This is a genomic window from Phreatobacter stygius (assembly GCF_005144885.1).
GTDB lineage: Bacteria > Pseudomonadota > Alphaproteobacteria > Rhizobiales > Phreatobacteraceae > Phreatobacter > Phreatobacter stygius.
The window spans coordinates 1,766,057-1,792,204 of the sequence record NZ_CP039690.1 but is presented as its reverse complement, the minus strand read 5'-3'; the positions used below and the strand labels follow the sequence as shown (position 1 = coordinate 1,792,204).

General features: G+C 67.1%; 24 protein-coding genes. 8 read left to right on the top strand and 16 right to left on the bottom strand.

Annotation, left to right across the window (positions count from 1 at the left end):
- Positions 1-2: 2 nt before the first annotated feature.
- From E8M01_RS08160 to E8M01_RS08090, 15 genes are all read right to left on the bottom strand, one after another.
- Positions 3-944: an ABC transporter permease gene (locus E8M01_RS08160; protein ID WP_136959676.1), complete on the bottom strand. Its 942-nt coding sequence runs from the start codon at positions 942-944 to the stop codon at positions 3-5.
- Positions 945-957: 13 nt separating this feature from the next.
- On the bottom strand, positions 958-2,481 hold the full coding sequence (locus E8M01_RS08155) for an ABC transporter substrate-binding protein (protein WP_136959675.1): 1,524 nt from the start codon (positions 2,479-2,481) through the stop codon (positions 958-960).
- Between the two features lie 65 nt (positions 2,482-2,546).
- The gene (locus tag E8M01_RS08150) at positions 2,547-3,608 is read right to left on the bottom strand and encodes an ABC transporter ATP-binding protein (protein WP_136959674.1); all 1,062 of its coding nucleotides are present in this window, start codon (positions 3,606-3,608) and stop codon (positions 2,547-2,549) included.
- Complete coding sequence (locus tag E8M01_RS08145) at positions 3,605-4,627, bottom strand: ABC transporter ATP-binding protein (protein ID WP_246088641.1); 1,023 nt, start codon at positions 4,625-4,627, stop codon at positions 3,605-3,607. The genes E8M01_RS08150 and E8M01_RS08145 overlap by 4 nt, the downstream gene beginning before the upstream one ends.
- Positions 4,624-5,340, bottom strand: coding sequence for a DUF1028 domain-containing protein (locus tag E8M01_RS08140; RefSeq protein ID WP_136959673.1), 717 nt, complete (start codon positions 5,338-5,340; stop codon positions 4,624-4,626). Before E8M01_RS08140 ends, E8M01_RS08145 begins: the two co-directional genes overlap by 4 nt.
- On the bottom strand, positions 5,337-7,139 hold the full coding sequence (locus E8M01_RS08135; RefSeq protein ID WP_246088640.1) for a gamma-glutamyltransferase family protein: 1,803 nt from the start codon (positions 7,137-7,139) through the stop codon (positions 5,337-5,339). Before E8M01_RS08135 ends, E8M01_RS08140 begins: the two co-directional genes overlap by 4 nt.
- Positions 7,140-7,211: 72 nt before the next feature.
- A complete protein-coding gene (locus E8M01_RS08130; RefSeq protein ID WP_136959672.1) occupies positions 7,212-7,988 on the bottom strand; it encodes an SDR family oxidoreductase in 777 nt (258 codons plus the stop codon).
- 24 nt (positions 7,989-8,012) lie between these two features.
- Positions 8,013-8,801, bottom strand: coding sequence for an enoyl-CoA hydratase (locus E8M01_RS08125; RefSeq protein WP_136959671.1), 789 nt, complete (start codon positions 8,799-8,801; stop codon positions 8,013-8,015).
- A 12-nt stretch (positions 8,802-8,813) separates the two neighbouring features.
- The gene (locus tag E8M01_RS08120) at positions 8,814-10,007 is read right to left on the bottom strand and encodes a CaiB/BaiF CoA transferase family protein (RefSeq protein WP_136959670.1); all 1,194 of its coding nucleotides are present in this window, start codon (positions 10,005-10,007) and stop codon (positions 8,814-8,816) included.
- 90 nt (positions 10,008-10,097) lie between these two features.
- Positions 10,098-10,895, bottom strand: a complete 798-nt coding sequence (locus tag E8M01_RS08115; protein ID WP_136959669.1) for an alpha/beta fold hydrolase — start codon at positions 10,893-10,895, stop codon at positions 10,098-10,100.
- Between the two features lie 3 nt (positions 10,896-10,898).
- The gene (locus E8M01_RS08110) at positions 10,899-11,273 is read right to left on the bottom strand and encodes a hotdog family protein (protein ID WP_136959668.1); all 375 of its coding nucleotides are present in this window, start codon (positions 11,271-11,273) and stop codon (positions 10,899-10,901) included.
- Positions 11,260-11,694 carry a MaoC/PaaZ C-terminal domain-containing protein gene (locus tag E8M01_RS08105; protein ID WP_246088639.1) on the bottom strand — a complete coding sequence of 145 codons (435 nt, stop codon included), beginning with the start codon at positions 11,692-11,694 and terminating at the stop codon, positions 11,260-11,262. Before E8M01_RS08105 ends, E8M01_RS08110 begins: the two co-directional genes overlap by 14 nt.
- A complete protein-coding gene (locus tag E8M01_RS08100; protein ID WP_136959667.1) occupies positions 11,691-13,199 on the bottom strand; it encodes an acyl-CoA synthetase in 1,509 nt (502 codons plus the stop codon). Before E8M01_RS08100 ends, E8M01_RS08105 begins: the two co-directional genes overlap by 4 nt.
- Complete coding sequence (locus tag E8M01_RS08095) at positions 13,196-13,969, bottom strand: enoyl-CoA hydratase/isomerase family protein (RefSeq protein WP_136959666.1); 774 nt, start codon at positions 13,967-13,969, stop codon at positions 13,196-13,198. Before E8M01_RS08095 ends, E8M01_RS08100 begins: the two co-directional genes overlap by 4 nt.
- Positions 13,962-14,582, bottom strand: coding sequence for a TetR/AcrR family transcriptional regulator (locus tag E8M01_RS08090; protein WP_136959665.1), 621 nt, complete (start codon positions 14,580-14,582; stop codon positions 13,962-13,964). Before E8M01_RS08090 ends, E8M01_RS08095 begins: the two co-directional genes overlap by 8 nt.
- A 229-nt stretch (positions 14,583-14,811) precedes the next feature.
- Here E8M01_RS08090 and E8M01_RS08085 point away from each other — a divergent pair, with 229 nt between their 5' ends.
- The 8 genes from E8M01_RS08085 to E8M01_RS08050 all read left to right on the top strand — a co-directional run bounded on the left by E8M01_RS08085 (position 14,812) and on the right by E8M01_RS08050 (position 24,936).
- A complete protein-coding gene (locus tag E8M01_RS08085; protein WP_425467732.1) occupies positions 14,812-15,999 on the top strand; it encodes a substrate-binding domain-containing protein in 1,188 nt (395 codons plus the stop codon).
- A 152-nt stretch (positions 16,000-16,151) separates the two neighbouring features.
- Positions 16,152-16,934, top strand: a complete 783-nt coding sequence (locus E8M01_RS08080; protein WP_136959663.1) for an ABC transporter ATP-binding protein — start codon at positions 16,152-16,154, stop codon at positions 16,932-16,934.
- Entirely contained in the window at positions 16,927-17,664 is a 738-nt protein-coding gene (locus E8M01_RS08075; protein ID WP_136959662.1) for an ABC transporter ATP-binding protein, read from the top strand. Before E8M01_RS08080 ends, E8M01_RS08075 begins: the two co-directional genes overlap by 8 nt.
- Before the next feature lie 12 nt (positions 17,665-17,676).
- A complete protein-coding gene (locus tag E8M01_RS08070; protein WP_136959661.1) occupies positions 17,677-18,708 on the top strand; it encodes a branched-chain amino acid ABC transporter permease in 1,032 nt (343 codons plus the stop codon).
- Between the two features lie 5 nt (positions 18,709-18,713).
- Positions 18,714-19,775: a branched-chain amino acid ABC transporter permease gene (locus E8M01_RS08065; RefSeq protein ID WP_136959660.1), complete on the top strand. Its 1,062-nt coding sequence runs from the start codon at positions 18,714-18,716 to the stop codon at positions 19,773-19,775.
- 145 nt (positions 19,776-19,920) lie between these two features.
- Positions 19,921-20,529 (top strand): TetR/AcrR family transcriptional regulator, encoded by a 609-nt coding sequence (locus tag E8M01_RS08060; RefSeq protein WP_136959659.1) that lies wholly within the window; start codon positions 19,921-19,923, stop codon positions 20,527-20,529.
- 12 nt (positions 20,530-20,541) lie between these two features.
- Positions 20,542-21,639 (top strand): efflux RND transporter periplasmic adaptor subunit, encoded by a 1,098-nt coding sequence (locus E8M01_RS08055; RefSeq protein ID WP_136959658.1) that lies wholly within the window; start codon positions 20,542-20,544, stop codon positions 21,637-21,639.
- Between the two features lie 108 nt (positions 21,640-21,747).
- The gene (locus E8M01_RS08050) at positions 21,748-24,936 is read left to right on the top strand and encodes an efflux RND transporter permease subunit (RefSeq protein WP_136964505.1); all 3,189 of its coding nucleotides are present in this window, start codon (positions 21,748-21,750) and stop codon (positions 24,934-24,936) included.
- A gap of 16 nt (positions 24,937-24,952) precedes the next feature.
- Here the strand turns inward: E8M01_RS08050 and E8M01_RS08045 are convergent, their stop codons facing one another.
- Positions 24,953-26,053: a calcium:cation antiporter gene (locus E8M01_RS08045; protein ID WP_136959657.1), complete on the bottom strand. Its 1,101-nt coding sequence runs from the start codon at positions 26,051-26,053 to the stop codon at positions 24,953-24,955.
- Positions 26,054-26,148: the final 95 nt, after the last annotated feature.

The following is a 26,148-nucleotide window of genomic DNA, read 5'->3' as shown; positions in this document are numbered from 1 at the left end:
GTTCAGCTCCTCAGCCGCGGGTTGGCGAAGATGTAACCGATATCGGCCAGGAGATTAAGCACGATATAGGTGGTGGCGGTGACCAGCACGACGCCCTGGACGACGGCATAGTCGCGGTTGAACACGGCATCGACGATCAGCTTGCCGAAGCCCGGCACCGAGAAGATCTGCTCGGTCAGCACCGCGCCCGACAGGAGCGTGCCGAATTCGAGCGCGCCGAGCGTGATGATCGGGGTCAGCGCGTTGCGCAGCGCATGTTTCAGGATCACCCGCTCCTCGGCGAGCCCCTTGGCGCGGGCGGTGCGGACATAGTCGCTCTCCAGCGCCTGCAGCATGGCCGCCCGGGTGTGGCGCATCAGCACGCCGGCAAAGGAGTTGCCGAGCACGAAGGCCGGCATGACGGTCGCCGCCATCGAGCCCCAGAAATCCTCGAAGGGCGAGACATAACCGGAAGCCGGCAGCCAGCCGAGCTGCACCGAGAACAGGAAGATCATCATGATGCCGAGCCAGAAATTCGGCGTCGAGATGCCCCAGAGCGCGATGACATTGACCGCGTAGTCCCACACCGTGTTCTTCTTGACCGCCGAGACGATGCCGGCCGGAATGCCGATGGCCAGCGTGAACAGCATGGCCATGACCGCCAGCTGCACGGTGACCGGCAGTTTCTGCGCGACCAGGCGCAGGACCGGTTCCTTCAGCCGCATGCTTTCGCCGAGATCGCCGGAGAACACGCCGCCGATCCAGGCGAGATATTGGATCGGCAGCGGCTGGTCGAGCCGGTAGCGCTGGCGGATCTGTTCGATCACCAGCGGATCCTTCTCCTCGCCCGCCATCACCAGAGCCGGGTCGCCGGGCAGCAATTGCTGCAGCAGGAAAATGATCACCGAGACGAAGAACAGGGTCGGGATCAGCTGAAGGATCCGCTTGCCGATGAGCGTCAGCATGGTGCGGGGCCCGTCAGTTCGGCCTGAGTTTCAGGCCGATGACGCGCACCAGGCCGTCGGGCATCGGGCGATAGCCTTCCAGCCTCACGGTATGGGCGATGATGACGGGGCGATGGTAGAGATAGACGATCGATCCTTCGGTCATCAGCCGCTCGGCAACCCGCTCGTAGATCGCCTTGCGGGCGGCAAGATCGGACTTGGCGCGTGCCTCCTGCATCAAGGCGTCGACCTCGCGATTGCAGTAGCCGCCATAGTTCTGCGGCTGATTGCAGCCGTGGAAGATGAACAGGTTGCCGTCGGGATCGGTCCGCCCGGACCAGTTCAGCATATAGGCCTGGTAGCGGCCCTGTTCGGCCTCCTGCAGCGAGGTGGCGAATTCGGTGACGCGGATCTTCAGGTCGAAGCCGGCCTCGGCGGTCATCGCCTGCAGCACCTCGGCGACCTGGCGAACCTCCGGATTGTTCGGCACCATGAAATCGACGGTCACTGGCGTACGCACGCCGGCCTCGCGCAACAGGCGCTTGGCCCGCTCGATGTCGCGCGCGGCAACCGGGAAGCGGCTCTGGTAATAGGGGTGCTGGGGGTTGATCCACTGGTTGCCGGGCGCAGCGCCGCCGTTGAACACGACCTGGTTGATCGCCACCCGGTCGATCGCCAGCGAGAAGGCCTGCATGACGCGTGGGTCCTGGCCGAAGGCGGTCTTGGCCGCGTCGCTCTTGCCGGTGTTGAGCGTCACGCCCTGGTAGCCGAGGTCGATGGCGGTCGACAGCCTGAGCCGCGGATTGGCGCGGATCTCGGCGACGTCGGTGGCCAGCGCCCGCTCGATCAGATCGAGCGAACCGGCGCGCAGATTGGCGAGGCGGACGGTCGAATCATTGATCGGCCGGTATTCGATCCGGTCGATGGTGATCTGGTCCTTGTTCCAGTAGTCGGCGAAACGCTCGACCACGATGCGGTCCTGCTGGACCCGCTCGACCAGGCGGTAGGGACCGGCACAGACCGGCCTGGTGCCGAAGCGCTCGCCGGCCTCACGCGCGGCCTTGGGGCTGACCATCATGCCGGCGCGGTCGGTGAGCTGCGACAACAGCGGCGAGAACGGCTGCTTCAGCACCAGCCGGACGGTCAGCGGATCGACCACCTCGACCTTGTCGACGGAGGCGAGCTCCGGCCGGCGGAACGAGCCCTGCATGGTCATATGCCGCTCGATCGAGAACTTGACCGCTTCGGCATCCATCGGCTCGCCGTCGTGGAATTTGACGTTCGGACGCAGCTTGATGAGCATCGAGAGCCCATCCTCGGCGGTCTCGTGCGACAGGGCCAGCTGCGGCACGACCTGCAGCTTGTCGTCGATGTCGAACAGCTTGTCGCAGATCGAGGCGAAGACGATGCGCCCGACATAGGTGCGGCCGAGCGTCGGGTCGAGCACGTCGGGGTCTTCGGCCAGGCCGATGCGCAGGGTTGTCGGCCGGGCGCCGGCAGCGGTCATCGAGGCGGCGAGCAGCAGTGCCGCGGCAGTCCATCTGGTGAGCTTTTTCATCGGTCCCGTCCTCTGGTGTTCAGGCGCATTCGCGCTCGTGAATTGGGAATTTCATGCGTTTCGGTTCAGCCGGCACTTTCGGGTTCGCGGGCAAAGGCGGCGATCAGCCTTTCGAGCCTGAGATCGGCGATCGCCTCGCGTGGCACGATGTCGCCGGCCGGCGGCAGGTCGGGCCAACGATGGCATGCGGTGGCGTGGCTGTCGCCGATCAGGGCCGGCCGCTCGCTGCGGCAGCGCTCGATGACGAAGGGGCAGCGGGTGTTGAGGTGGCAGCCCGGCGGTGGGTTCAGCGGCGAGGGAACGTCGCCCTCCAGCAACTGCCGGTCGCGCGCGACGCCGGGTGCGGCCACCGGAATGGCTGAGAGCAGGGCGCGCGTATAGGGGTGGCGCGGTTCGGCGAACAGCGTATCGGTCGGCGCGGTCTCGACGATGCGGCCGAGATACATCACGGCGATCCGGTCGGCGATATGTTTGACCACGGCGAGATCATGCGAGATGAACAAAAGGGCCAGGCCACGCCGGCGCTGGAGATCGCGCAGCAGGTTGAGAATCTGGGCGCGGATCGACACGTCGAGCGCCGAGACCGGTTCGTCGCAGACGATCAGCTTCGGCTCCACCGCGATGGCGCGGGCAATGGCGATGCGCTGACGCTGGCCGCCGGAAAACTCGTGCGGATAGCGCAACGCCTGGTGCGGCTGCAGGCCGACCTCGGCCAGAAGTTCGCCGACCCGCTGGGCGCGCGCCGAGGCCGGCACGATCCGGTGCAGCATCAAGGGCTCGGCCAGGATATCGCCGACCGTCATGCGCGGGTTCAGCGAAGCGAACGGATCCTGGAAGATCAGCTGGGCATGCCGGCGTTTTTCGCGCAGCGCGGTCTGGCCGAGCGTCGCGAGGTCGTCGCCGTCGAAGGTCACCTGGCCGCCGGTCGCCTCGATCAGGCGCAGCACCAGCCGGCCAACCGTCGACTTGCCGCAGCCGCTCTCGCCGACCAGGGCCAGGGTTTCGCCGGCGGCAATGCTCAGGCTGACGCCGTCGACCGCATGGACCTTGCTGAGCACCCGTCCGAATGCCGATGTCCTGGCCGGGAATTGCTTGATGAGATCCCTGGTTTCGAGCAGCACGGTCATGCCACCAGCCTTTCCAGCGGCGCGCGCCGGCAGCGCGTGGCATGGCCGGGTGCGGTCGTGGCCAGGCTCGGCACCGCGGCCAGGCAGGCCGGCTCGACGAAGGGGCAGCGCGGCGCGAAGCGGCAGCCCTTGGGCGGCGCGGTCATGTTCGGCACGCTGCCGCTGATCGCGGCGAGCCGGTCCTTGCGGATGTCGAGCCGCGGGATCGAACCGATCAGGCCGACCGTATAGGGATGCTGCGGATTGCGGAACAGTTCGGCGACCGGCGCGCGCTCGACCACCTGGCCGGCATACATGACGATCACCTCGTCGCAGACCTCGGCGACCACGCCGAGATCATGGGTGATCAGGATGATCGCCGTGCCGGTCTCCTGGCGCAGCTGGCGCATCAGTTCGAGGATCTGCGCCTGGATGGTCACGTCGAGCGCGGTGGTCGGCTCGTCGGCGATCAACAGGCGCGGGTCGCAGGCGAGCGCCATGGCGATCATGACGCGCTGGCGCATGCCGCCGGACAGCTTGTGCGGATAGTCGTGGAACCGCGCCTCGGGCGTCGGGATGCGCACGCGCCGGAGCATCTCGACGGCGCGGGCCGCCGCCGCCTCGCGCGACACCTTGCGGTGGCGGATGATCGCCTCGCTGATCTGGTCGCCAATGGTGAAGCTCGGATTGAGCGAGGTCATCGGCTCCTGGAAGATCATCGCGAGCCGGTCGCCGCGCAGGTCGCGCAGGCCGCTTTGCGGCAGTTGCAGGAGGTCGTGGCCTTCGAACCGGACCGCTCCGGTCACCTCCGCCGCGCCCTGCGGCAAGAGGCCCATGATCGACAGCGAAGTGACGCTCTTGCCCGACCCGGATTCACCGACAATGCCGAGTGTGCGGCCGGCTTCGAGCGCGAAGGAGACGCCGTCGACCGCCTGGGTGCGCCGGCCGTCCTGGCCGTGGAAGGCGACGGCGAGATCGTCGACCTGGAGCAGCGGCCCGGTCGCTGTGCCCATGGCGGATGACGGCTGGGCCTCGTTCATCGCTCCGCCTCCCGCGCCACGGCCTCGGCGATCGCCGCGTTGATCGCGTCGCGGTCGATGCCGCCGACCGGATCCGCCTTGGTCGCGAAGAACCGGGCGAAATGAACATAGCGCTCGTGCGAGACCCGCTCGAGCCGGTCCAGTTCGGCCAGCGGATCGCTGTGATCGTCGACGCGCAGCGACAGCGCCGGATAGTCCTCGGTGGTGTGGATCACGAGCGCCGCCGATTGCCGGCCGCGCTTGTCGCCGCCGGCCGCCTCGCCGGCCTTCATCGCCTCGATCAGGCGGCGGGCGAAGGGCAGCAGCGCATGAGCCTGGAACGTGGCCGCGGTCGCGTCGATGACCGCGGGCCCGGTCAGCATGTTGCCGGCGACCGAAAAGCCGTCGCCGATCAGGTGGCCGCACCAGCCGACGCAATCGGCGCCGGTATGGGCGGCAAAACTCCCGGTCCGGTCCATCACATGCAACTGGCGCTGGCTGGCGCCAGGGTCGGGCGCGGTGAGCCCGCGGACCACGTCCTCGGCCGAGGCGCCGTCGCGCAACAGGCGGAGCCCGCGCGCGCCATAGGTCGGATTGGTCAGGGCCTGGGTCGCCAGCGCGCCGGCGTCCGGATCGATATGCGGCACCAGCGCGCCGGCGGCGAAGAAACGGGTCGCCACCGCGATCCCGATCGCACCCGTTTCATGATCCCGCGCGACGATCGACCAGGTCATCGGCCGACCGCATAGCCCTGCATGCCGCGCGGATTGGCGGCAGCCTTCAGCCTGACGCCCTCGCGCCGGGCGCCGGTCAGCCGGCCTTCCGACCAGTCGCCGCCGATCTCGACCTTGTGGCCGCGCCGGTCGAGTTCTTCGATGGTGGCACGCGGCAGCCGGTTCTCGACCACGACAACGCCCGGGCGCGACTCGCGCGGCCAGAACGAGCCGGGGAAATGTTCGGTGTGCCAGGCTGGCGCATCGATCGCCTCCTGCAGGTTCATGCCGGAATGGACATGGCGCAGGAACATTTGCGGGATCCACTGGTCCTGCTGGTCGCCGCCGGGCGAGCCCCAGGCGAGATAGGGCTCGCCGTCGCGGAAGGCGATGGTCGGGGTCAGCGTCGAGCGCGGCCGCTTGCCCGGCTGGAGTGCGGCCGGGTGGCTCTCGTCGAGCCAGAACATCTGGGCGCGCGAGCCGAGGCAGAAGCCGAGTTCCGGAATGATCGGCGAGGATTGCAGCCAGCCACCCGAGGGCGTCGACGACACCATGTTGCCCCAGCGGTCGATGATATCGAAATGGACCGTGTCGCCACGGGTATTGCCACTGGCGAAGGTCTGGATCTCGCCAACCGTCGGTTCGCCGGCGCCGGTCGCGCCGACCGCCACCCGCTTGCCGGCCGAGACCCGCGCCTCGACCTTGCCGCCGGCGCCGGCAATGCTGCCGGGACGCAGCTCGAGCGAGGCGCGCTCGGTGATCAGCTTGCGCCGCTCGGCATTGTAGGCCTCCGACAGCAGCGTCTCGATCGGAACGTCGACAAAGGCCGGGTCGCCGTAGAAGGCCTCGCGGTCGGCGAAGGCGAGCTTGGCGGCCTCGACCACCAGGTGGACGAAGTCGGGGCCGGCCGGATCGAGCTTGTCGAGGTCGTAACCCTTGAGCAGCGCCAATTGCTGCAGGCAGACCAGGCCCTGGCTCCAGGTGGTCGGCTTGAACACCCGATAGCGGCCGTAATCATAATGGATCGGCGCCTCGACGGTCGCCTTCCAATGGGCCATGTCGTGGCCGTTCAGCACGCCGCGATGGTGCCGGCCGGTGACGTCGAAGACATCCTGGGTGCGGCAGAAGGTGTCGATCGCCTCGGCGACGAAACCTTGCGACCAGACATGGCGGGCGCGCTCGATCTCCTGCTCGCGCGTGCCGCCCTGGCATTCGCGCAGGATCCGCTCATAGGTTTCGGCGAGCCGGACATTGGCGAACAGTTCGCCGGCCTCGGGCACCCGGCCTTCGGGCAGGTAGACCGCGGCGGAGGTCGGCCAGTGGTCGCGGAACAGTTGCTCGACGGTCCGGATGGTTTCGGTGATGCGCTCGACCAGCGGATAGCCGTGGCGGGCATAACCGATGGCCGCCTCCAACACGTCGCGCGGCCGCATGGTGCCGTAGTCGCGCAGCATCAGCATCCAGGTGTCGAAAGTGCCGGGAATGCAGGTGGCGAGCAGGCCGGTGCCGGGCACGAGATCGAGGCCGAGCGAGCGGTAATGGGCAATGGTCGCGCCTGCCGGCGCCGGACCCTGGCCGCAGATGACCTCGGTCTGCTGGCGCCTGACATCATAGAGGATGACCGGCACGTCGCCGCCCGGACCGTTCAGATGCGGCTCGACGATCTGCAGCGTGAAGGCCGCTGCGACCCCCGCGTCGAAGGCATTGCCGCCGCGCTCCAGGATGCCCATGCCGACGGCGGAGGCGATCCAGTGGGTGGTGGTGACGACACCAAAAATGCCGTCGATCTCGGGGCGGGTGGTGAAACGGGGAGCGCTCAAAGTGTTGTCCTGAATGACAAGGAAAGGCAGGGCCAAGAACCGCGCCGGAGGCAAGCCGGCGCGTATCGATCATCATGCGCCGCGGAAGGCGCCGCCGCCGTCGACATCGAGGACGGCGCCGGACACATAACCGCAGGCGGGAGAGGCCAGGAATGCCGCGGCATTGGCGATCTCGGCCGGCTCGATCGGCCGGCCGAACGGTAGGTCGGTGAGCATTTCCTCCCAGCGGTTCTCGTCGCCGAAGGCCGCCTGGGCGCGCTGCTTCGACAGCGAGACGATCCGGTCGGTGCGGGTCGCCGCCGGATTGATGCCGAAGACGCGGACGCCCCATTCCTGGGACTTGCCGCCGACCGCGCCGGTGAAGGCCATCAGCGCGGCATTGCCGGTGGCGCCGCAGAGATAACCGTAGCGCGGCGAGCGGCCGGCCATGCCAATGATGTTGACGATGACGCCGGAGCCACGTTCCTTCATCGTGGTGAGCGCCAGCCTGGTCAGGTGGATATAACCCATCACCTTGAGCGACCAGGCCTCCTCCCACTGTTCCATGGTGAGATCGAGCAGTCCGCCGCCGGGAATGGCGCCGGCATTGTTGACGAGGATGTCGATAGTCGGCTGGGCCGCCCAGAGCTTGTCGCGCTCCGGACCCTTCGACAGGTCGGCGGCAAAAATTTCGATCGGGCCCTGGTGGCGCGTGCGCAGGTCGGCCGCGGCCTCATCCAACCTGGCCCGATCGCGCGCCACCATGATGACGCGCGCGCCTTCGGCCGCAAAAACCTCCGCGCAGGCCAGGCCGATGCCCTTCGAGGCACCGGTGACCAGGACAGTCTTGCCGCTCAATCCGAGATCCATCGATCGGTCTCCCTGCCGGGCCTGCTACTCGCCGATGAAGTTGGGCAGTCGCTTTTCCAGGAAGGCCTTCTGGCCCTCCTTGTAGTCGGTGCTGTCGAAACATTTGGCGATCAGCGCGTCGACCGCCGCCGGGTCCTGCTTCGCCTCAGGCCGCGACAGCTCGATCAGCGAGCGCTTGATCGCGGCCAGCGTCAATGGCGCATTGGCGGCGACCGTGCCGAGATAAGCTTCGACCTCGGCCTGGAAGGCCTCGCGCGACCAGGCGCGGTTGATCACGCCGAGCCGCTGGCCGTCGGCCGCATCCAGGATGCGCGCCGAGATCATGATGTCGGCGACCGGGCCGATGCCGAGCTTGTTGACCATCATGCGCATGTTGGAAAAGCCGTAGCCGAGCCCGAGGCGGGCGGCCGGCACGCGGAAGCGCGAGTCGGCGGTGGCGAAGCGCAGGTCGCAGGTCAGGGCGAGCGCGCAACCGCCGCCGAAGCAGATGCCGCGGATCACCGCCACCGTCGGCTTGGCCGCGTCGTGTACCGCCGCCATGCCGGCCGCGACCGCCTTGTCATAAGCCTTCACCGCGTCTTCGCCGGTGCGCCTGGCGCCGAATTGCGAGATATCGGCGCCGGCGCAGAAGGCCTTGTCGCCGGCCCCCTGCAGCACGATGACGCGCACCGACCTATCGTCCTCGGCACGTTTGATCAGGGCCGGGACGCTCGACCACATGTCGAAGGTCATGGCGTTCATCTTGGCCTGCTGGTCGATGGTCAGCCGGGCGATGCCGCCGGCGGCTTCGTATTGGATCGATGCCTGGTCCACCGGGATGCCCTTTCAAACGATCTTGTCGGTCTTCAGCTTGGCGATGGCCGCTTGGTCGAAACCGGCCTCGCGGAGGATCTCGTCGGTATGTTCGCCGGCTTCCGCGATCGGCGTGGCGATGCCGGCGGGCGTGCGCGACAGCACGACCGGCTGGGCGATCAGCCTGATGTCGCCGCGCGCATGGTGGTTGATCGGCACGGCCATCTCGAGATGCTGGACCTGCGGGTCGGCGAAGACCTCGTCCATGCGGTAGATCGGCCCGGCCGGCACGCCCTCGGCCTCCAGCCTGTCCAGCCAGACGGCCGAAACCTCGGTGCGGAAGATCGCCTCGAGGATTTCACGCAGTTTCGGCCGGTTGGCGAAACGCTTGGGCGCCGACAAGAAGTCCGGATGGCTGGCCAGGTCGGTGCGCGCGATGGCCCGGCAGAAGGCCTTCCACTGGCCCTCGCCGCCAACCGCGACGTTGATATGGCCGTCCTTGGTCGGCACCACGCCCATGGGCGTGGCATTGGGATGATCATTGCCGTTCTGCGGCGGCACCTTGCCGTCGACCGTATAGACCGCGGCCTGGAAGTCGCACATGGCGATCTGCGCCTGCAAGAGCGAGGTATGCACCCATTGGCCTTCGCCCGAGCGCTCGCGCTCGGCGAGCGCCACCAGGATGCCGGTCGCGGCATAGAGGCCGGCGGCGCTGTCGGCGACCGCGATGCCGGCGCGCATCGGACCCTCGCCGGGATGGCCGGTGATCGCCATCAGCCCGCCCATGCCCTGGGCAACCTGGTCGAAGCCGGCACGGGTGCGATAGGGGCCGTCCTGGCCGAAGCCGGAAATGGACGCGAGGATGATGCGCGGATTGACCGCCTTCAGCGCCTCGTAGCCGATGCCCATGCGGTCCTTGACGTCGGGCCGGAAGTTCTCGACCACGATATCGGCGGTCTCGACCAGCTTCATGAAGACAGCGAGGCCGTCCGGCGTCTTCAGGTTGAGGGTCAGCGACCGCTTGTTGCGATGCAGGTTCTGCATGTCGAAGCCGTGGCGCGTGCCCGACATGCCCTCGTTGGGGTCGACGCCGGGCGGGGCCTCGATCTTGATCACATCGGCGCCGAAATCGGCCAGCACCCGGCAGCAGGTCGGGCCGGCGCGCACCCGCGTCAGGTCCAGGACCTTCAGGTTCGACAGGGCTGATGATGGCTGTGGACGTGTCATGACTGTCTGGGCACTCGCCTCGGGGGCGTCACACTAGGATCGAATGACGCCCGGCAGGAAGAGGGCAGCAGGCATGACAGCTTGTTTTGATCAGAGGTGATCGGCGAAGGCGGCGATCGCCGCGTTGAAGGCCTGGGGTTGTTCGAGATGCGGCGTATGGCCGGCGCCGGCGAGGCTGATCGCCTGGCAGCACGGCGCGCTGGCGGCGATCCAGCGGGCGACCTCGGGCGCGTAGAGCCGGCTCTCGGCGCCAGCGACCGCCAGGACGGGAATGCCGAGCCCGGTTACCGTCGCGCGGTGGTCGGCTGCGACCAGCGAGCGCCAGAGGCTCGCCATGGTCGGCCCGTCATTCGCCGCCACGGCCAGGGCCGCCTTCCGATAGGTCTCACCGGTCAGATCGACGCCGGCTGCGAACATCGCCTCGGCGATCTTCGGCGCATAACGTGGCCAGTTTGCCGCCATGCGGTCGGCGGCGGCGTCCGTGTCGGCGAGAGTCTGGCCGTTGGAAAGGCCGAGCGACCAGCCCGCGTCATTGGCAACCTTGGCTGTCATGTCGACCACGACCAGTCCGGCCAGGCCGGCCGGTCCACGGCGGGCAATGTGGTCGAAGGCGACGGTCGCGCCCATCGACCAGCCGATCAGCACGGCATCATCCAGCCGGGCCGCGGCGAGATAGGCGGCCAGCGCCGCCGAGAGATCCTCGATCGAAAGCCGCGGGTCGGAACGCCGGTCGCGGCCGTGGCCGGGCAGGTCCGGCGTGATGACGCGAAACCCGCGGGTAACGAGATCCTGTTGGGCGGCAAAGAAGCCTGAATTGACCGACCAGCCGTGCAGGAAGACCAGCGGCCGGCCGCCGCCGGCATCGTCAACATGGGTGAAGCCCGCCACGCGTCAGGCCTCGATCGGCCGGGCGACGTCCTTGATCAGGACGAGCGCGCGGCCGGTCGCCAGGACACGGCCGTCGGTACCGGTCAGCGTGGTCGAGAGATCGCAGAGATGCTTGTCGGGGCGCAATCTGACGACGGCGACAGTGGCGGTCACCGCCTCGTCGAGCGGCGGGCTGCCGGAAAAGGTCAGTTCCTGCTTGAGATAGTTGGTGCCGGAGCCCGGCAGCTCGACGCCGAGGAGATAGGAAAACAGCGCGGCGATCAGCGGTTCGGGCACATGGGTGATGGCCTGGGGGCTGACGCCGGCGAGCGCGGCGAAAGCCTCGATATCGTCGACCTGATAGCGTCGGGTCAGGCAGGCGCTGTCACCGACTTTCATGGTCGCTTCCTGATATGGCGACGGCAGCGGTGGCCTCGCAGACGGGTTCGCCGTCGGCGAGGCGGATGACCCGGAACGTCAGACGCACACCGGTCACCTCGATCGCTTCGACGCGGCCGGTGAAGACCAGCGGCTCGTCGGCGAAGGCCGGGGCCGGGAACATCAGGGTCTGGCCGGTCTGGCGGGCGTCGGGCCATTGCCGGCGCAGCAGGCCCCAGAGCACGGTGTAAAGCAGCATGCCGTGCGCGACGGTGCGGCCGAAGCGGGTGGCGCGTGAGAAGCCAGGATCGACATGGATCGGATTGTCGTCACCGCTGACCCGCGCGAAGAGGTCGAAATCGGCTTGCGTCAGCGTCACCGTTTCGCTGAAGAGCGGGCCGGCCGTGATCGTCGCGTCGGCCATCATGGCATGAGCGCTCATGAACTGGCCTCGGTCGCGACAGTGGCGCGCAGCACATGTTTCTGCACCTTGCCGGCGGCGGTGCGCGGGAAATCCGTGACCAGGGTGATGTATTTGGGCACCTTGTAGGCGGCGAGCCTTTCGCGGGCATGCCGGCGCAAGGTTTCGATGTCGACCTCGGCGCCTGGGCGCAGCATGACGACGGCATGGCCGACCTCGCCCCATCTGGCGTCGGCGACGCCGAGGACGGCAGCCTCCAGCACCGCCGGATGGGCGTGCAGCACGATCTCCACTTCGGCCGGATAGACGTTTTCGCCACCGGAAATGAACATGTCCTTGATCCGGTCGACGATGAAATAATAGCCGTCCGCATCTTGCCGACCGACATCGCCGGAGCGCAGCCAGCCGCCTGGCGCAAAGGCCTTTTCGGTTGCTTCCGGATTGCCGAAATAGCCGGGGGTCACCCCCGGCCCGCGAAACAGGATCTCGCCGGCCGCGCCTTGCGGCACATCGTGACCGTCAATATCGACCAGGCGTACCTCGGCGAGCAATTGCGGCTTGCCGACCGAGCCGATCTTGGCCACCGCGTGATCGCGGTCCATGAAGAAGGCCGTCGGCCCGGTCTCGGTCATGCCCATGCCGTTGCAGACCACGACGCCCCGGCCGAGGAAGGCGCGGATCAGGCTTTCCGGCAGGGGCGCGCCGCCGCAGCCCCAGTGGCGCACCGCCGAGAAATCGGTGGTGGCGAAGGCCGGATGCAGGCTGATCGCCTGGTAGATGGCCGGCACCCCGAAAAACAAGGACAGCTTGGCCTCGGCGACCAGCGCGATGACCGCGTCGGCGTCGAATTTCGGGATGATGTGCGAGGTGCCGCCGGCGATGAATACCGGCAGGCTGTGCAGGTTGATGCCCGCGGTATGAAACAGCGGCAGGAAATTGAGCACGTGATCGGTGGCCGAGGCGCCGGTCGCCTGCTGCACGTTGATGGCGTTCGCCATCGCCATGCCGGCGGTCTGGATCACCGCTTTCGGCTTGCCCGTCGTCCCCGAGGTATAGAGCAGGTACCAGGGCCGGTCGGTTTCCCAAAGTGTGGCAGGACGGGCGCGCGGGGCGATCTCGTCGCGCCGTTCCTCGTAATCGGCGAAGCTCAGGAGCGGGATCTGGTCCGAGCTGAGCGCTGCTGCGAGATCCGCGGTGGCGGCGTCGGCGAGCAGCAGGTGTGCGCCGCTGTCGATCATGACGGGGGCGAGTTCGGCCGCGGTCTGGCGCCAGTTGAGCGGCACCAGGATGAGCCGGGCCTTGGCGCAGGCGAACAGGATCTCGAAAAACACCGCCGTGTTGTGGCAGAGCACCGCGACGCGGTCGCCCTCGGCAAGCCCCATTGTCTCGAACAGGGCGGCGGCGCGTTCGGCACGATCGTCGACATCGGCGAAAGTCCAGATGCGGCCGGTCGCCAGCTCCTCGAAGGCGATCGCGTCGGGCATCAGTTCGGCCCGTCGGCGGCAGAGATCGGGAACGGTCTTCATGCGGTCCTCGACAGGAAACGGGCCATGCCGGCCTCGGTCTCAGGCGTTTCGATCAGGGCCAGGAAGCGCTGGCGCTCGCGTTCGAGACCGCGGGCGATGGTCTCGCGGCGCTCGGGGCTGAAGAGCAGGGAGCGGGTCGCCTGAAGGCTCGACGGCACCTTGGTGCGCAAGGTCGCAAGCCAGGTCTCGATGGTCGGAGCGAGCTCGGCGTCGGCGACGGCCACGGTCGCAAGCCCGAGCGCCACGGCGTCTTCGGGCCCGATCCGGCGGTTGAGCAACTGGATCGCGCCGGCCCGAGCGGATCCGATGCGCTCGGGAAGCAAGGCGGTCCAGCCGCCATCGGGGCCAAAGCCGACATCGACATAATAGGGCTGGATGAAGGCGCGCGGGCCCATGGCGACGAGATCGGCCGCAAAGACCAGGCCACAGGAGCCGCCGGTGACCGGGCCGGCGAGCGCGGCGACCACAGGACAGGGCAGGTCCAGGAGTTTCAGGATGACCGCATTGAGCGCGCCGACAAGAGCTCCCGCATAAAGCAGCCGCTCGCCGCGCGGCCGGTCGGCAAAGGCCGCGACATCGCCGCCGGTCGAGAAGCTGCGGCCCTCGCCCGTGATGACCACGGCGGCCAGGTTTGCGCCGGCGCAAGAGACGAGCGCGGTGTCGAGCTCGCCAAGCAGTTCCGGCACCAGGCTGTTATGCCGCTCCGGCCGGTTCAGCACGAGGCGGGCGACGCGGTCGTCGATGCTGAAGCGGACCAGGGGCTCAGCCATTGCGATGCGGTCCCATGCCATGGGCGATGAAGTCATAGGCGGCTTCGGCGATATCGTGGAGCGGGGTTTGCTGGTCCCAGATGGCGAAGCGGCGGCCGACCATGTCGGCAACCCCCATCAGGGCCCAGGCGCGCACCTCGGCATGACCGGCCGAGAGTTCGTTGCGGCTGACCGCGGCCGCGAGGCTCGCCGTATAGGTGGCGGCGAGGTCGACATAGTAACGGCGGTGAATGGCGGCATCGACGAACTGGGATTCCGCCACCACCCGGTAGAGGTTCGGATTGTCGCGGACGAAGGCCAGGAAGGCGTGAAGGCCGCGCCGTTCGGCGTCCAGCCGGTCGGTCGCGTCGACGATCGCCAGCGAGAGATGGCGGCGCAGCTTCCGCCCCATGCGCAGGACCAGCTCGCGCAGCACGTCCTCCTTGGAGCGGAAGTAGAGATAGAAGGTGCCCTGGGCGACATCGGCTTCAGCGGTGATGGCGGCGATCGAGGCTTCCGCGAAACCCTTCACGCCGATCTCCCGCTCGGCGGCGTCGAGGATGTTCTGACGCGTCCGCTCACCGCGTTTGGTCTTCGGAACGGGCAGCGGACCTGCGGGGTGGGGCGACGACATGGCGGACTCGAGGGCTGGTTTCGCGGGTGCTCCGGCGCTGATCGGCTCGCCTTCGCGCTTGACGCGTTTCGATGTCGAAGCTAGCGTGACATGAAACATGACTCAAGTGTCAGTTTTGATGTCATCAACCGGTGGCGCCGGGATCGAATGATGATCCGGACCGGGCGATGGCATTGAGCATTCGATGATCCGGATCAGGGAGGATCCCATGCGGAAACTGAAATTGGCGATGGCGGCGGCAACGCTGGCCGTCGGTGCGCTGGCCGGCATGACGGCCGAGGCGAGCGCCCAGGTGCGTGACGTCAAGATCTGCCTGATCGCCGGTCGCACCGGCCCGTTGGAAGCCTATGCCAAGCAGACCGAGGCAGGCTTCATGATGGGGTTGGAATTCCTGACCCGCGGCACCATGCAGGTCGGCAACATGCGTCTGCAGGTGATCGTCAAGGACGATCAGCTCCGGCCCGATCGCGGCAAGGCGCTGCTGGAAGAATGCTATAACGACGACAAGGCGGACATTGCCGTCGGCACCACCGGCTCGCCGGTGGCGCTCGCCATGCTGGCGGTGGCCGAAGAAGCCAAGAAGATCCTGATCGTCGAACCGGCGGTGGCCGACAGCATCACCGGCGAGCGCTGGAACCGCTACATCTTCCGCACCGGCCGCTCGTCCTACCAGGATGCGCTCGCCGCGGCCGCCTCGGTACCGGCCAATGAAGACGTGTCGATCGGCATGCTCGGCCTCGACACCGCTTTCGGCCGCGACGGGGTCGCCGCCTACAAGGCGGCGCTCGCCGCCATCCGGCCGCGCGCCCGGATCGTCGCGGAGGAATATGCCGCCGGCAATACCGCCGACTTCGCGCCCTTCGCCGAGCGGCTGTTCGCCAGCCTGCGCGACCGGCCGGGCAAGCGGATCATCGGCTTCATCTGGGCCGGCGCCCATCCGATGGCGAAGTTTGTCGACATGCGTCCGGAACGGTTCAATATCGCCTTGGCGCCGGGCGGCAATATCCTGCCGGCAATGAACGCCTGGAAGGCTTTCGCGGGTACCGAGGGTGGCATCTATTATTACCACGACTTCCCGCGGAACCCGCTGAACGACTGGCTGAAGGCGGAATACCAGAAGCGCTTCAACGCGCCGCCGGACTTCTTCGTCGCCGGTGGTTTCGCCGCCGCCGCTGCGGTCGTCGCGGGGCTCGAAAAGGCCGGCTCGCCCGAGACCGAAAAGCTGATCACGGCGCTCGAGGGCCTGACCTTCCAGACCCCCAAGGGGCCGATGACCTTCCGCCGCGAAGACCATCAGGCGCTGCAGGACATGTATCACTTCCGGATCCGGCCGAATGCGCGCGACAATGATCTGCTCGATCTGGTCGCAACCGTTCCGGCAGCGGACATGCCGCTGCCGATCACCAACCGGCGCTGAGGCCTGCCGCAGCCGTCATGGCCGGGCCTGGCCCGGCCATCCACGCCTTCGATCGCTCCGACGAGACGTGGATGCCCGGCACAAGGCCGGGCATGACGACTTGGTCGAGGCTCGATCTCGTTGAGACACCCAAAGTCTTGTCTGAAGCACCCATGGCCACACCCGTCCTTGAAACGCGCGACCTGACCATCCGCTTCGGCGGACATGTCGCCGTCGACACGGTCAGTTGCGCCTTCCATGCAGGCACGCTGACCGCGATCGTCGGCCCCAACGGCGCGGGCAAGACGACCTATTTCAACCTGGTGTCCGGCCAGCTCAGCGCCACCTCGGGCATCGTGCTGCTCGGCGGTGCCGACATTACCGGCCTTGGCGCCGCCGGCCGGACCAAACGCGGCATCGGCCGGGCCTTCCAGATCACCAATCTCTTCCCCAACCTGTCGGTGGTCGAGAATGTGCGGCTCGCGGTCCAGGCCAAGGCACGCGGCGCGAGCGGCCTGTTCAGCCGCTGGTCGAGCCATGCCGACTGGATCGACAAGGCGGAATTTTACCTTGCCGAGGTCAATCTCGGCGGCGTGCGCGACACCCTGGCGGCGGCCTTGCCGCATGGCGACAAGCGCAAGCTCGAAGTGGCGATCATGATGGCGCTGGAGCCCGACGTCTTCATGTTCGACGAGCCGACCGCCGGCATGTCGGTCGACGAGGTGCCGGTCATTCTCGACCTGATCCACAAGCTCAAGGCCCGCGGCGACAAGACCATCCTGCTGGTCGAACACAAGATGGACGTGGTCCGCTCGCTCGCCGACCGGATCGTCGTGCTGCATAACGGCCGCCTCGTCGCCGATGGCGAACCGGCCGAGGTGATCGCCTCGCCCGTGGTGCAGGAAGCCTATCTCGGCCAGGCGCCGAAGCGCGCAGCGGAGGCGTCCCATGGCTGACGAGCGGCCGGCTGATCCGTTGATGACGCTAAAGGGCGTCCACACCCATATTGGCCAATATCATATCCTGCAGGGCGTCGACCTCGTCCTGCCGCGCGGCGGCATGACCGTGCTGCTCGGCCGCAACGGCGCCGGCAAGACCACGACGCTGCGCACCATCATGGGGCTGTGGGCGCCGTCGCAGGGCACCATCCATTTCGATGGCCGGCCGATCGGCGGCCTGCCGACCCCCGACATTGCGCGCGCGGGCATTGCCTATGTGCCGGAGACCATGGCTGTCTTCTCCGATCTTTCGGTGCGCGAGAACATGGTCCTGGCGGCGCGCGACGGGCCGATCGACAAGGCACGCCTGGACTGGATCTTCGGACTGTTCCCGGCGCTCAGGAAGTTCTGGGAACTGCCGGCGGGCGTATTGTCAGGCGGCCAGAAGCAGATGCTGGCCATCGCCCGCGCGATTGTCGAGCCGCGCCGGCTGATCCTGATCGATGAGCCGACCAAGGGCATCGCGCCGGCGATCATCGAGGCGATGATCCTGGCCTTCGCGGAATTGAAGCGGGAGACGACGATCCTGCTGGTCGAACAGAATTTCCGCTTCGCCGCGAGCCTCGGGGACCAGGTGGCCGTGATGGATGACGGCCGCATCGTCCATCGCGGCGCGATGGCGGAACTCGCCGGCGACGAGGCGCTGCAGACGCGGCTCCTCGGGCTTTCCCTCGATACCCACCAATAGGACGGGCGCGCCATGACGATCGCCACACCTGGTGCCTCGACGAATGTGCCGGCTGACACGCTGCCGGCGGTGCGCCGCGACTTTCTGCCGATCCTCTTGCCGATCGGGCTGGCCGCCGCGGCGCTGCCGTTCATCGGCAATCCCAGCACCTGGGTGACCCTGACCATCGCGGCGCTCGCCATGGGCATGATGATCTTCGTCATCGCCAGCGGGCTGACCTTGGTGTTCGGCCTGATGGACGTGCTGAATTTCGGCCACGGCGCCTTCATCGCGGTCGGTGCCTATATCGCCATGAGCGTCTTGGCGCTGCTGTCGGGCTGGATGCAGGTGGATTCGCTCGGCTGGAACCTCACCGCGCTCGGGCTCGCCGTCACCGTGGCGATGATCGGCACCGGACTGCTCGGCTGGGCCTTCGAACGGATCATCGTCAGGCCGGTCTATGGCCAGCATCTCAAGCAGATCCTGATCACCATGGGCGGCCTGATCGTCGCCGAACAGATGATCCACGTGATCTGGGGCGGCGACCAGAAGGCCATGCCGCTGCCGGCCGGCCTGCGCGGCGCCTTCATCGTCGGCGACATTGCCTTCGAGAAATTCCGCCTGCTGGCGGTGGTCGTCGGCCTCGCCGTCTTCGCCACCATGGTGCTGGTGCTCAACCGCACCAAGATCGGCCTCCTGATCCGCGCCGGCGTCGAGAACAGCGAAATGGTCGAGGCTCTCGGCTATCGCATCCGCCGGCTGTTCGTCGGCGTGTTCGTCGCAGGCTCCGCGCTGGCAGGCCTCGGCGGCGTGCTCTGGGCGCTCTACCGCGAGACGCTGACCGCGGCGATCGGCGGCGACGTCATGGTGCTGGTCTTCATCGTCATCATCATTGGCGGCCTCGGCTCGGTCGGCGGCTGTTTCCTCGGCGCGATCCTGGTGGCGCTGATGGCCAATTACACCGCCTTCCTGGTGCCCAAGGTGGCGCTCGCCTCCAACATCCTGCTGATGGTCGGCATCTTGATGTGGCGCCCGCAGGGGCTCTATCCGGTCGCGAAGAGGTAAGCGCCATGATCAATGCGATCCTGTCGGACGACCTGCCGAAAAGCCGCATCCTCAGCGTCGTCCTTGCGGCGATCCTGATCGGGCTCGCCTTTGCGCCGTTCCTGTTCAGCGGGGCGGCGGCGATCAACACCGCGGCCAAGATCTGCATCTTCATCGTGCTGGTGGCGAGCTACGATCTGCTGCTCGGCTATACCGGCATCGTCTCATTTGCCCACACCATGTTTTTCGGCATCGGCGGCTATGGCATCGGGCTTGCCATGTACAGTTTCGGCCCGACCTGGGGCTTTGCCCTCATCGGCCTTCTGATTGCGCTCGCCGTCGCGGTGGTGCTGGCCTTCCTGATCGGCCTCTTGTCGCTGCGCGTGCGTGCGATCTTTTATGCCATGATCACGCTGGCCGTCGCCTCCGCCGTGACCATCCTGGCGACCCAGTTCTCCGAATATACCGGCGGCGAGGACGGCCGCTCGTTCCGGGTACCCGAGGTGCTCCGGCCCGGCTTCAAGCTGATCGACACGCCGCTGTTCGGCGTCGACATCACCGGCCGCATCATTGCCTACTACCTCGTCTTCATTTCGGCGCTGGTGCTGTTCCTGGCGGCGCTCAGGGTGGTCAATTCGCCGTTCGGCCGCGTGTTGCAGGCGATCCGCGAGAACGACATGCGCGCCGAGGCGCTCGGCTACCGCGTGGTCTATTACCGCACCGTCGCCAATTGCCTGGCCGCCGCGATGGCGGTGCTGGCCGGCGCCATGAGCGCATTCTGGCTGCGCTATACCGGGCCCGACACCACGCTGTCCTTCGCCATCATGCTCGACATCCTGCTGATGGTGGTGATCGGCGGCATGGGCACGATGTATGGGGCGGTGGTTGGTGCGACCCTGTTCATCGTCGCGCAGAACTACCTGCAGAAACTGATGGCCAGCGGGGCGGCGGCGACCGAGGGCATTCCGCTGCTGCCCAAGCTCTTGCATCCCGATCGCTGGCTCCTGTTCCTCGGCGTGCTGTTCGTGCTCAGCGTCTATTTCTTCCCGACCGGCATCGTCGGCCGGCTCCGGGCACGCCGCCGCTAGCCCGATCCCGGGGCGTTCAGGCCCGACGGACAATCTGTCGCAGTCTCTTTTGACCGATCCGGGCCGTCTTCCGGTCGATCGGGCTTGACCGATTGCTGATAACTGATAAATATCCAAAATCATCAGTCATCAATAAATAGGCGCCATGACGGTCAAAGCTCGCCTCACTCCGGAAGAGACCCGCGAACGCATTCTTGTTGCGGCCGAGGAGCATTTCCGGCGTGTCGGCTATGCCAAGACCGCGGTTGCCGACATTGCCAGTGCGCTCGCCATGAGCCCGGCCAATGTCTATCGCTTCTTTCCGACGAAGTCGGCGATCTGCGAAGAGATCGCCCGGCGCATGCTGGCGGCGAGCATGGCGCAGGTGCGCGCCATCGCCGCCGAGAAGATTTCCGCCGCGGATCGTCTGGGCGAGATGGTCCTGGCGATCCATCGTTACAACAAGGGCAATTTCACCGAAGAGCGCCGGCTCCACGACATGGTCGAGAACGCCATGGTCGAGAGCTGGGGTGTCATCAAAGCCTATCTCGAGGGGCTCACCTTCATTTTCGCCGACGTTATCCGCGAGGGAATGGTGGCGGGTGAATTTGCCGTCCAGGATCCGATCGAAGCTGCCCTGTCGTTCAAACAGACCCATGTGAGCGTGTTTCATCCAACCCTGATCGCCCATTGCGCCGGAATGGACGCGATCGACGACCTGGAAGAGCAGGCTCGCCGTCTCACCCGTTTTGCCCTTCGCGCCCTGAAAGCCTGAGGAACCGTCGCCATGCGTCACCGCGTCCTCCCCCTTCTCGCCGTTTCGTTGCTGGGGCTGGGCCTGGCGGCGTGCAATGACGGCAATGCCCGGACCGAAGCCCGCGCCGCTGAAGGCGATGCCCGTGCCGTGGTGGTCGAGACCGTGCGCTTCCGCTCGCGCACCAGCGAGCGCAGCTTCGTCGGCAGCGTGCGTCCGCGCATCGAGAGCGATCTCGGCTTCCGTGTCGCCGGCAAGATCGCCGAGCGTCTGGTTCAACAGGGCGAGCGGATCGCCCGCGGCCAGCCGCTGGCCAAGCTCGATCCCACCGACCTGCAGCTGCAGAAGGAGCAGGCCGAGGCCGAACTCGCCGCCGCCCAGATCAATCTCACCGCCGGTGAAGCCCAGGACAAGCGTTCGCTCGATCTGAGGCGTGCCGGCTGGGCGACGCAGGCAACGGTCGACCAGCAGCTCGCCCGCACCGCCGATGCCCGTGGTCGTGTCGACCGGGCCAAGCGCGCGCTCGACCTCGCGGTCAACCAGCTCGCCTATACGACGCTGATCTCGGATGTCGACGGCCTGGTCACCGCGACGCTGGCCGAGCCCGGCCAGGTGGTGACGGCGGGCACGCCGGTGATCCGGGTCGCCCGGGCCGGCGAGCGCGAGGCCGTCGTGGCCGTGCCCGAGGCGCTGATCGAGCGCGTCCGCACCGGCCAGGCCACGGTGTCGCTGTGGTCGAATGCCGATAAGCGTTATGGCGCCAAGCTGCGCGAATTCGCGGCCTCGGCCGACACCGCCACGCGGACCTTCCAGGCCCGCTTCACCATTCAAGACGCCGATGATGGCGTCGTCATTGGTATGACGGCGACCGTCACGGTCGGCGAGCCCGCGTCCGCCCGCGTGGCTCGCCTCCCTATCTCCGCGCTCTATTCCGAAGGGCGTGGTCCGTCGGTCTTCGTGGTCGATCAGGCCACCGGTGGACTGACACTGAAGCCGGTCACCGTCGAAGGCTATGACAGCCGCGACGTGCTGATCAGCGGCGGGCTCGCCGATGGCGACAAGGTTGTCGCGCTCGGCGTGCACAAGCTCGATGCCGGTCAGCGGGTGCGGGTGGTCGATACCCGCAACTGAGCCGGCCGTCAGGTCCTAGCAGCGCATCGTCAGATCATTCTTGAAGCCACCGCCCGAGTTCGCGGGAGAGACCCCATGTCCGCTGCACACGACGCCCATGATCCGAACCTGAGCAAGGGCAACTGGTCGTATTGGGCGGTGACCCATCCGGCGCTGGTCCTGTTCATGATCCTGGCGCTGGTCACCGGCGGCGCCTTTTCCTATTTCAGGCTCGGCCGCGCCGAAGACCCGTCGTTTACCATCAAGGTCGCGGTCATCACCGCCGTCTGGCCGGGCGCCACGGCGCGCGAGATGCAGGACCAGGTCGCCGAGCGCATCGAGAAGAAGCTGCAGGAACTGCCCTGGTTCGAGCGGGTGCAGACCTATACCAAGCCCGGCTTCACCGCGATGCAGCTGGTGTTCCGCGACAATACGCCGGCGCGCGACGTGCCGACCTTGTTCTACCAGACCCGCAAGAAGCTCGACGATCTCAGGGGTGAGCTGCCGGCCGGTCTGATCGGGCCCAACGTCAACGACGAATATGGCGACGTCGATTCGGTGCTGTTCACCCTGACCGGCGACGGCGCCAGCTATGCCGAACTGAAGCGCATCGCCGAGCGGCTGAAGAGCCGGCTGCTGCGCGTGCCGAACGTCACCAAGGTCAATCTCTACGGCGCGCAGGACGAGCGCATCTTCGTCGAATTCAGTCATGCCAAGCTGGCCACGCTGGGCGTGCCGGCTTCCGCCATTTTCGAGAGCCTGCAGCGGCAGAACGCCGTGGTGCCGGCCGGCACGATCGATACCGGATCGGCGCGCGTGCCGCTGCGGGTCACCGGTGCGCTCGACGGCGTCGCCGCGGTGGCGGCAACCCCTGTCGACGTCAATGGCCGGATCTTCCGGCTCGGCGACATCGCGACGATCACCCGCGGTTTCGTCGATCCACCGACCTATCTGATCCGCCAGGAGGGCCAGCAGGCCCTGCTGGTCGGCGTGGTCATGCAGAAGGGCGCCAATATCACCACGCTCGGTGAGGACCTGGCCCGTGCCCGCGACGAGTTCCGCCGCGACATCCCCGTCGGCATCGAGCTCGGCCAGATCGCCGATCAGCCGAAAGTGGTCGAACACGCGATTTCGGAATTCGCCCGTTCGTTCGTCGAGGCGCTGGCCATCGTCCTTCTGGTCAGCTTTCTGTCGCTCGGCTGGCGCACCGGCATCGTCGTGGCGCTGTCGGTGCCGATGGTGCTGGCTGTGGTGTTCATCGCCATGTTCGCGCTCGGCATCGACCTGCATCGCATTTCGCTCGGCGCACTGATCATCGCGCTCGGCCTCCTGGTCGATGACGCCATCATCGCGGTCGAAATGATGGTGGTGAAGATGGAGCAGGGCTGGGACCGCCTGTCGGCCGCCGCCTATGCCTGGACCTCGACCGCCTTCCCCATGCTGACCGGCACCTTGGTGACCGCCATCGGCTTCCTGCCGGTCGGTCTCGCCAATTCATCCGTCGGCGAATATGCCGGCGGCATCTTCTGGGTCGTCGGCCTGGCGCTCATGGTGTCCTGGTTCGTCGCGGTGGTGTTCACGCCCTATCTCGGCTCCAAGCTGCTGCCGGACTTCCACAAGCTGGAACAGCGCAAATATGAGCGCGCGGTGATCCGCGCGGCCAAGCGCGGCAAGCCGGCTCCGCCGCAGCCGGACCATTCCGATCCGCATGCGATCTACGACACCCGCATGTATCGGGGCCTGCGCCGGGCGGTCGGCTGGTCGGTCGATCACAAGTTCTTCGTGGTCGCGACCACGCTGGTGGTGTTCGTCGGCGCGGTCGTCGCTTTCGGGCGGGTTCAGCAGCAGTTCTTCCCGATCTCCGAGCGGCCCGAGCTGTTCTTCGAAATGCGCCTGCCCCAGGGCACCGCGATCACCTCGTCGCTGGAAACCGCCAAGCGCGCGGAAGCCATGTTGAAGGGCGATCCCGACATCACGACCTATACGACCTATGTCGGCCAGGGTTCACCGCGCTTCTGGCTCGGTCTCAATCCGCAATTGCCGGATGAGTCCTTCGCGCAGATCGTCATCATATCCAAGGATCTGGAAGCCCGCGAGCGCATCAAGACGCGGCTCGAGGCGGAAGTCGCGGGCGGCAAATTGTCGGAGGCGCGGGTGCGCGTCGACCGGTTCAATTTCGGCCCGCCGGTCGGCTTCCCCGTGCAGTTCCGGGTGATCGGCATCGAGCCGCAGGCCGTGCGCGACGTGGCGATCAAGGTGCGCGACATCATGCGCGGCAACCCGAACACGCGTGATCCGCATCTCGACTGGAACGAGCAGTCGCCCTCGGTCAAGCTGGTGGTCGACCAGGACCGTGCCCGCTCGCTCGGCCTCAACGTTCAGGACGTGGCGCAGACGCTGCAGACCCTGCTCTCGGGGGTGACGGTCACCAGCGTGCGCGACCGCACCGAGCGGGTCGATATCGTGGCGCGCGCGGTGGGTCCCGAGCGCGTCGATCTCGGCCGCATCGGCGATCTGACCATCATTGCCCGCGGCGGCGTTCCGGTGCCGCTGGCACAGGTCGCCCGCATCGAGTTCGAACAGGAGGACCCGATCCTGTGGCGGCGCAACCGCGACCTGACCATGACGGTTCGCTCCGACGTCCGCGACGGCATCCAGCCGCCGGTCGTCAGCGCCCAGGTGCAGACGGCGCTGAAGGATCTGATCGCGGCGCTGCCGGCCGGCATGCGCATCGAGCAGGGCGGCGCGGTCGAGGAATCGGCCAAAGCCAATACCTCGATCTTCATCCTGTTCCCGGTCATGCTGCTCGCCATGCTGAGCGTGCTGATGCTGCAGCTGCAGTCGTTCTCCCGGCTGTTCCTGGTGTTCTCGACCGCGCCGCTCGGCCTGATCGGTGCGTCCTTCGGGCTCAACCTGACCGGCGCGCCATTCGGTTTCGTCGCGCTGCTCGGCCTCATCGCGCTCGCCGGCATGATCATGCGCAACACCGTCATCCTGGTGCAGCAGATCGACGAGGACCAGGCCAGCGGCTATTCGCTGCATGACGCGATCATCGAGGCAACCGTGCGCCGCTCCCGCCCGGTGGTGCTGACGGCGCTGGCCGCGATGCTGGCGATGATCCCGCTGGCGCGTTCGCTGTTCTTTGGTCCGATGGCGATCACCATTGCCGCAGGCCTGTTCGGCGCGACGATCCTGACGCTCTTGTTCCTGCCGGCGCTCTATGCGGTCTGGTTCCGGGTCAAGCCGTCGCACAAGCAGGCAGCACCGGCCGAGCCGGAAGCCGCCGAGCAGTTGCGGCTGCCGATGGCGGCCGAATAACCCGCGCGCCCGTCTGTCAGGGCGCGAAGATCAGGAAGACATAGGTCGCGAACAGCACCAGGTGGACCACGCCGGGCAGGATGTTGGTGCGGCCGCCGCCGAAGGTGACCAGGCTGACGCCGAAGGTCAGGATCAGCACCACCATGTCGCGGTTGTCGAGGCCGAGGCCGAGCGGCTGGCTGAGCACGATGGCGACCAGGCAGACCGCCGGAATGGTCAGGCCGATGGTGGCGAGCGACGAGCCGAGCGCCAGGTTGAGGCTCTTCTGCAGCTCGTTGCGCTTGGCCGAGCGGATGGCGGCGATGCTTTCCGGCAGCAGCACCAGCATGGCGACCAACAGGCCGATGGCACCGACCGGCGCCCCGACAAAATTGACCGCGATCTTGACCGAACCGGCAAAATGTTTGGCGAGCAGCACGACGCCGACCAGCGCCAGGATCAGCAGGGCGACGCTCTGGGCGACTTCGCGGTCGCTTGGCACCTGGGCATGTTCATCCGGTGTCGAGATGCCGGAATCCGACAGGAAATAGTCGCGGTGACGCACCGTCTGGACATAGAGAAACACGCCGTAGAGCACCAGCGTCGCGACGCTGACATAGATCAGCTGAGTCAGGTTGAAGAACGGCCCGGGCACGCTGGTCGTGTAGTTCGGCAGGATCAGTGTCAGGGTCGCCAGCGGCATGAGCACGACCAGATAGGCGCTGGCGCCGGGCAGCCGGAAGCCCTGCTCGCCATAACGCAACCCGCCCAGGATGATGCAGATGCCGACGAGCCCGTTGCAGACCACCATGACGACGGCGAAGACGGTTTCGCGGGCGAGCATCGGACTGCCGTCGCCGGCCAGCATGATCGAGACGATCAGCGCCACCTCGATGATGGTCACGGCAAGCGTCAACACCAGCGTGCCATAGGGCTCGCCGGTGCGGTGGGCGACGACGTCGGCATGGTGGATGGCGGCAAAGACCGCGGCGACCAATACGGCAAATTCGACCAGCGGCCAGACGACACCCGTGCCTGGAATGGCGCTGATCACAGCCGGAACGAAGGTGCCGATCAGCGCGACGACCAGCGCAAGAATCGGTGTGATGACGGATTTCGGGCGCCGGGCGGCGGTCATGCGGGACTGTCCATTGCTTTTGAGATGCCGCCGCACAGTGCGGGTGATCGCCCGATGGTTCAACCCCGCGTTCCCGTCGAAACGGTCATTGACCG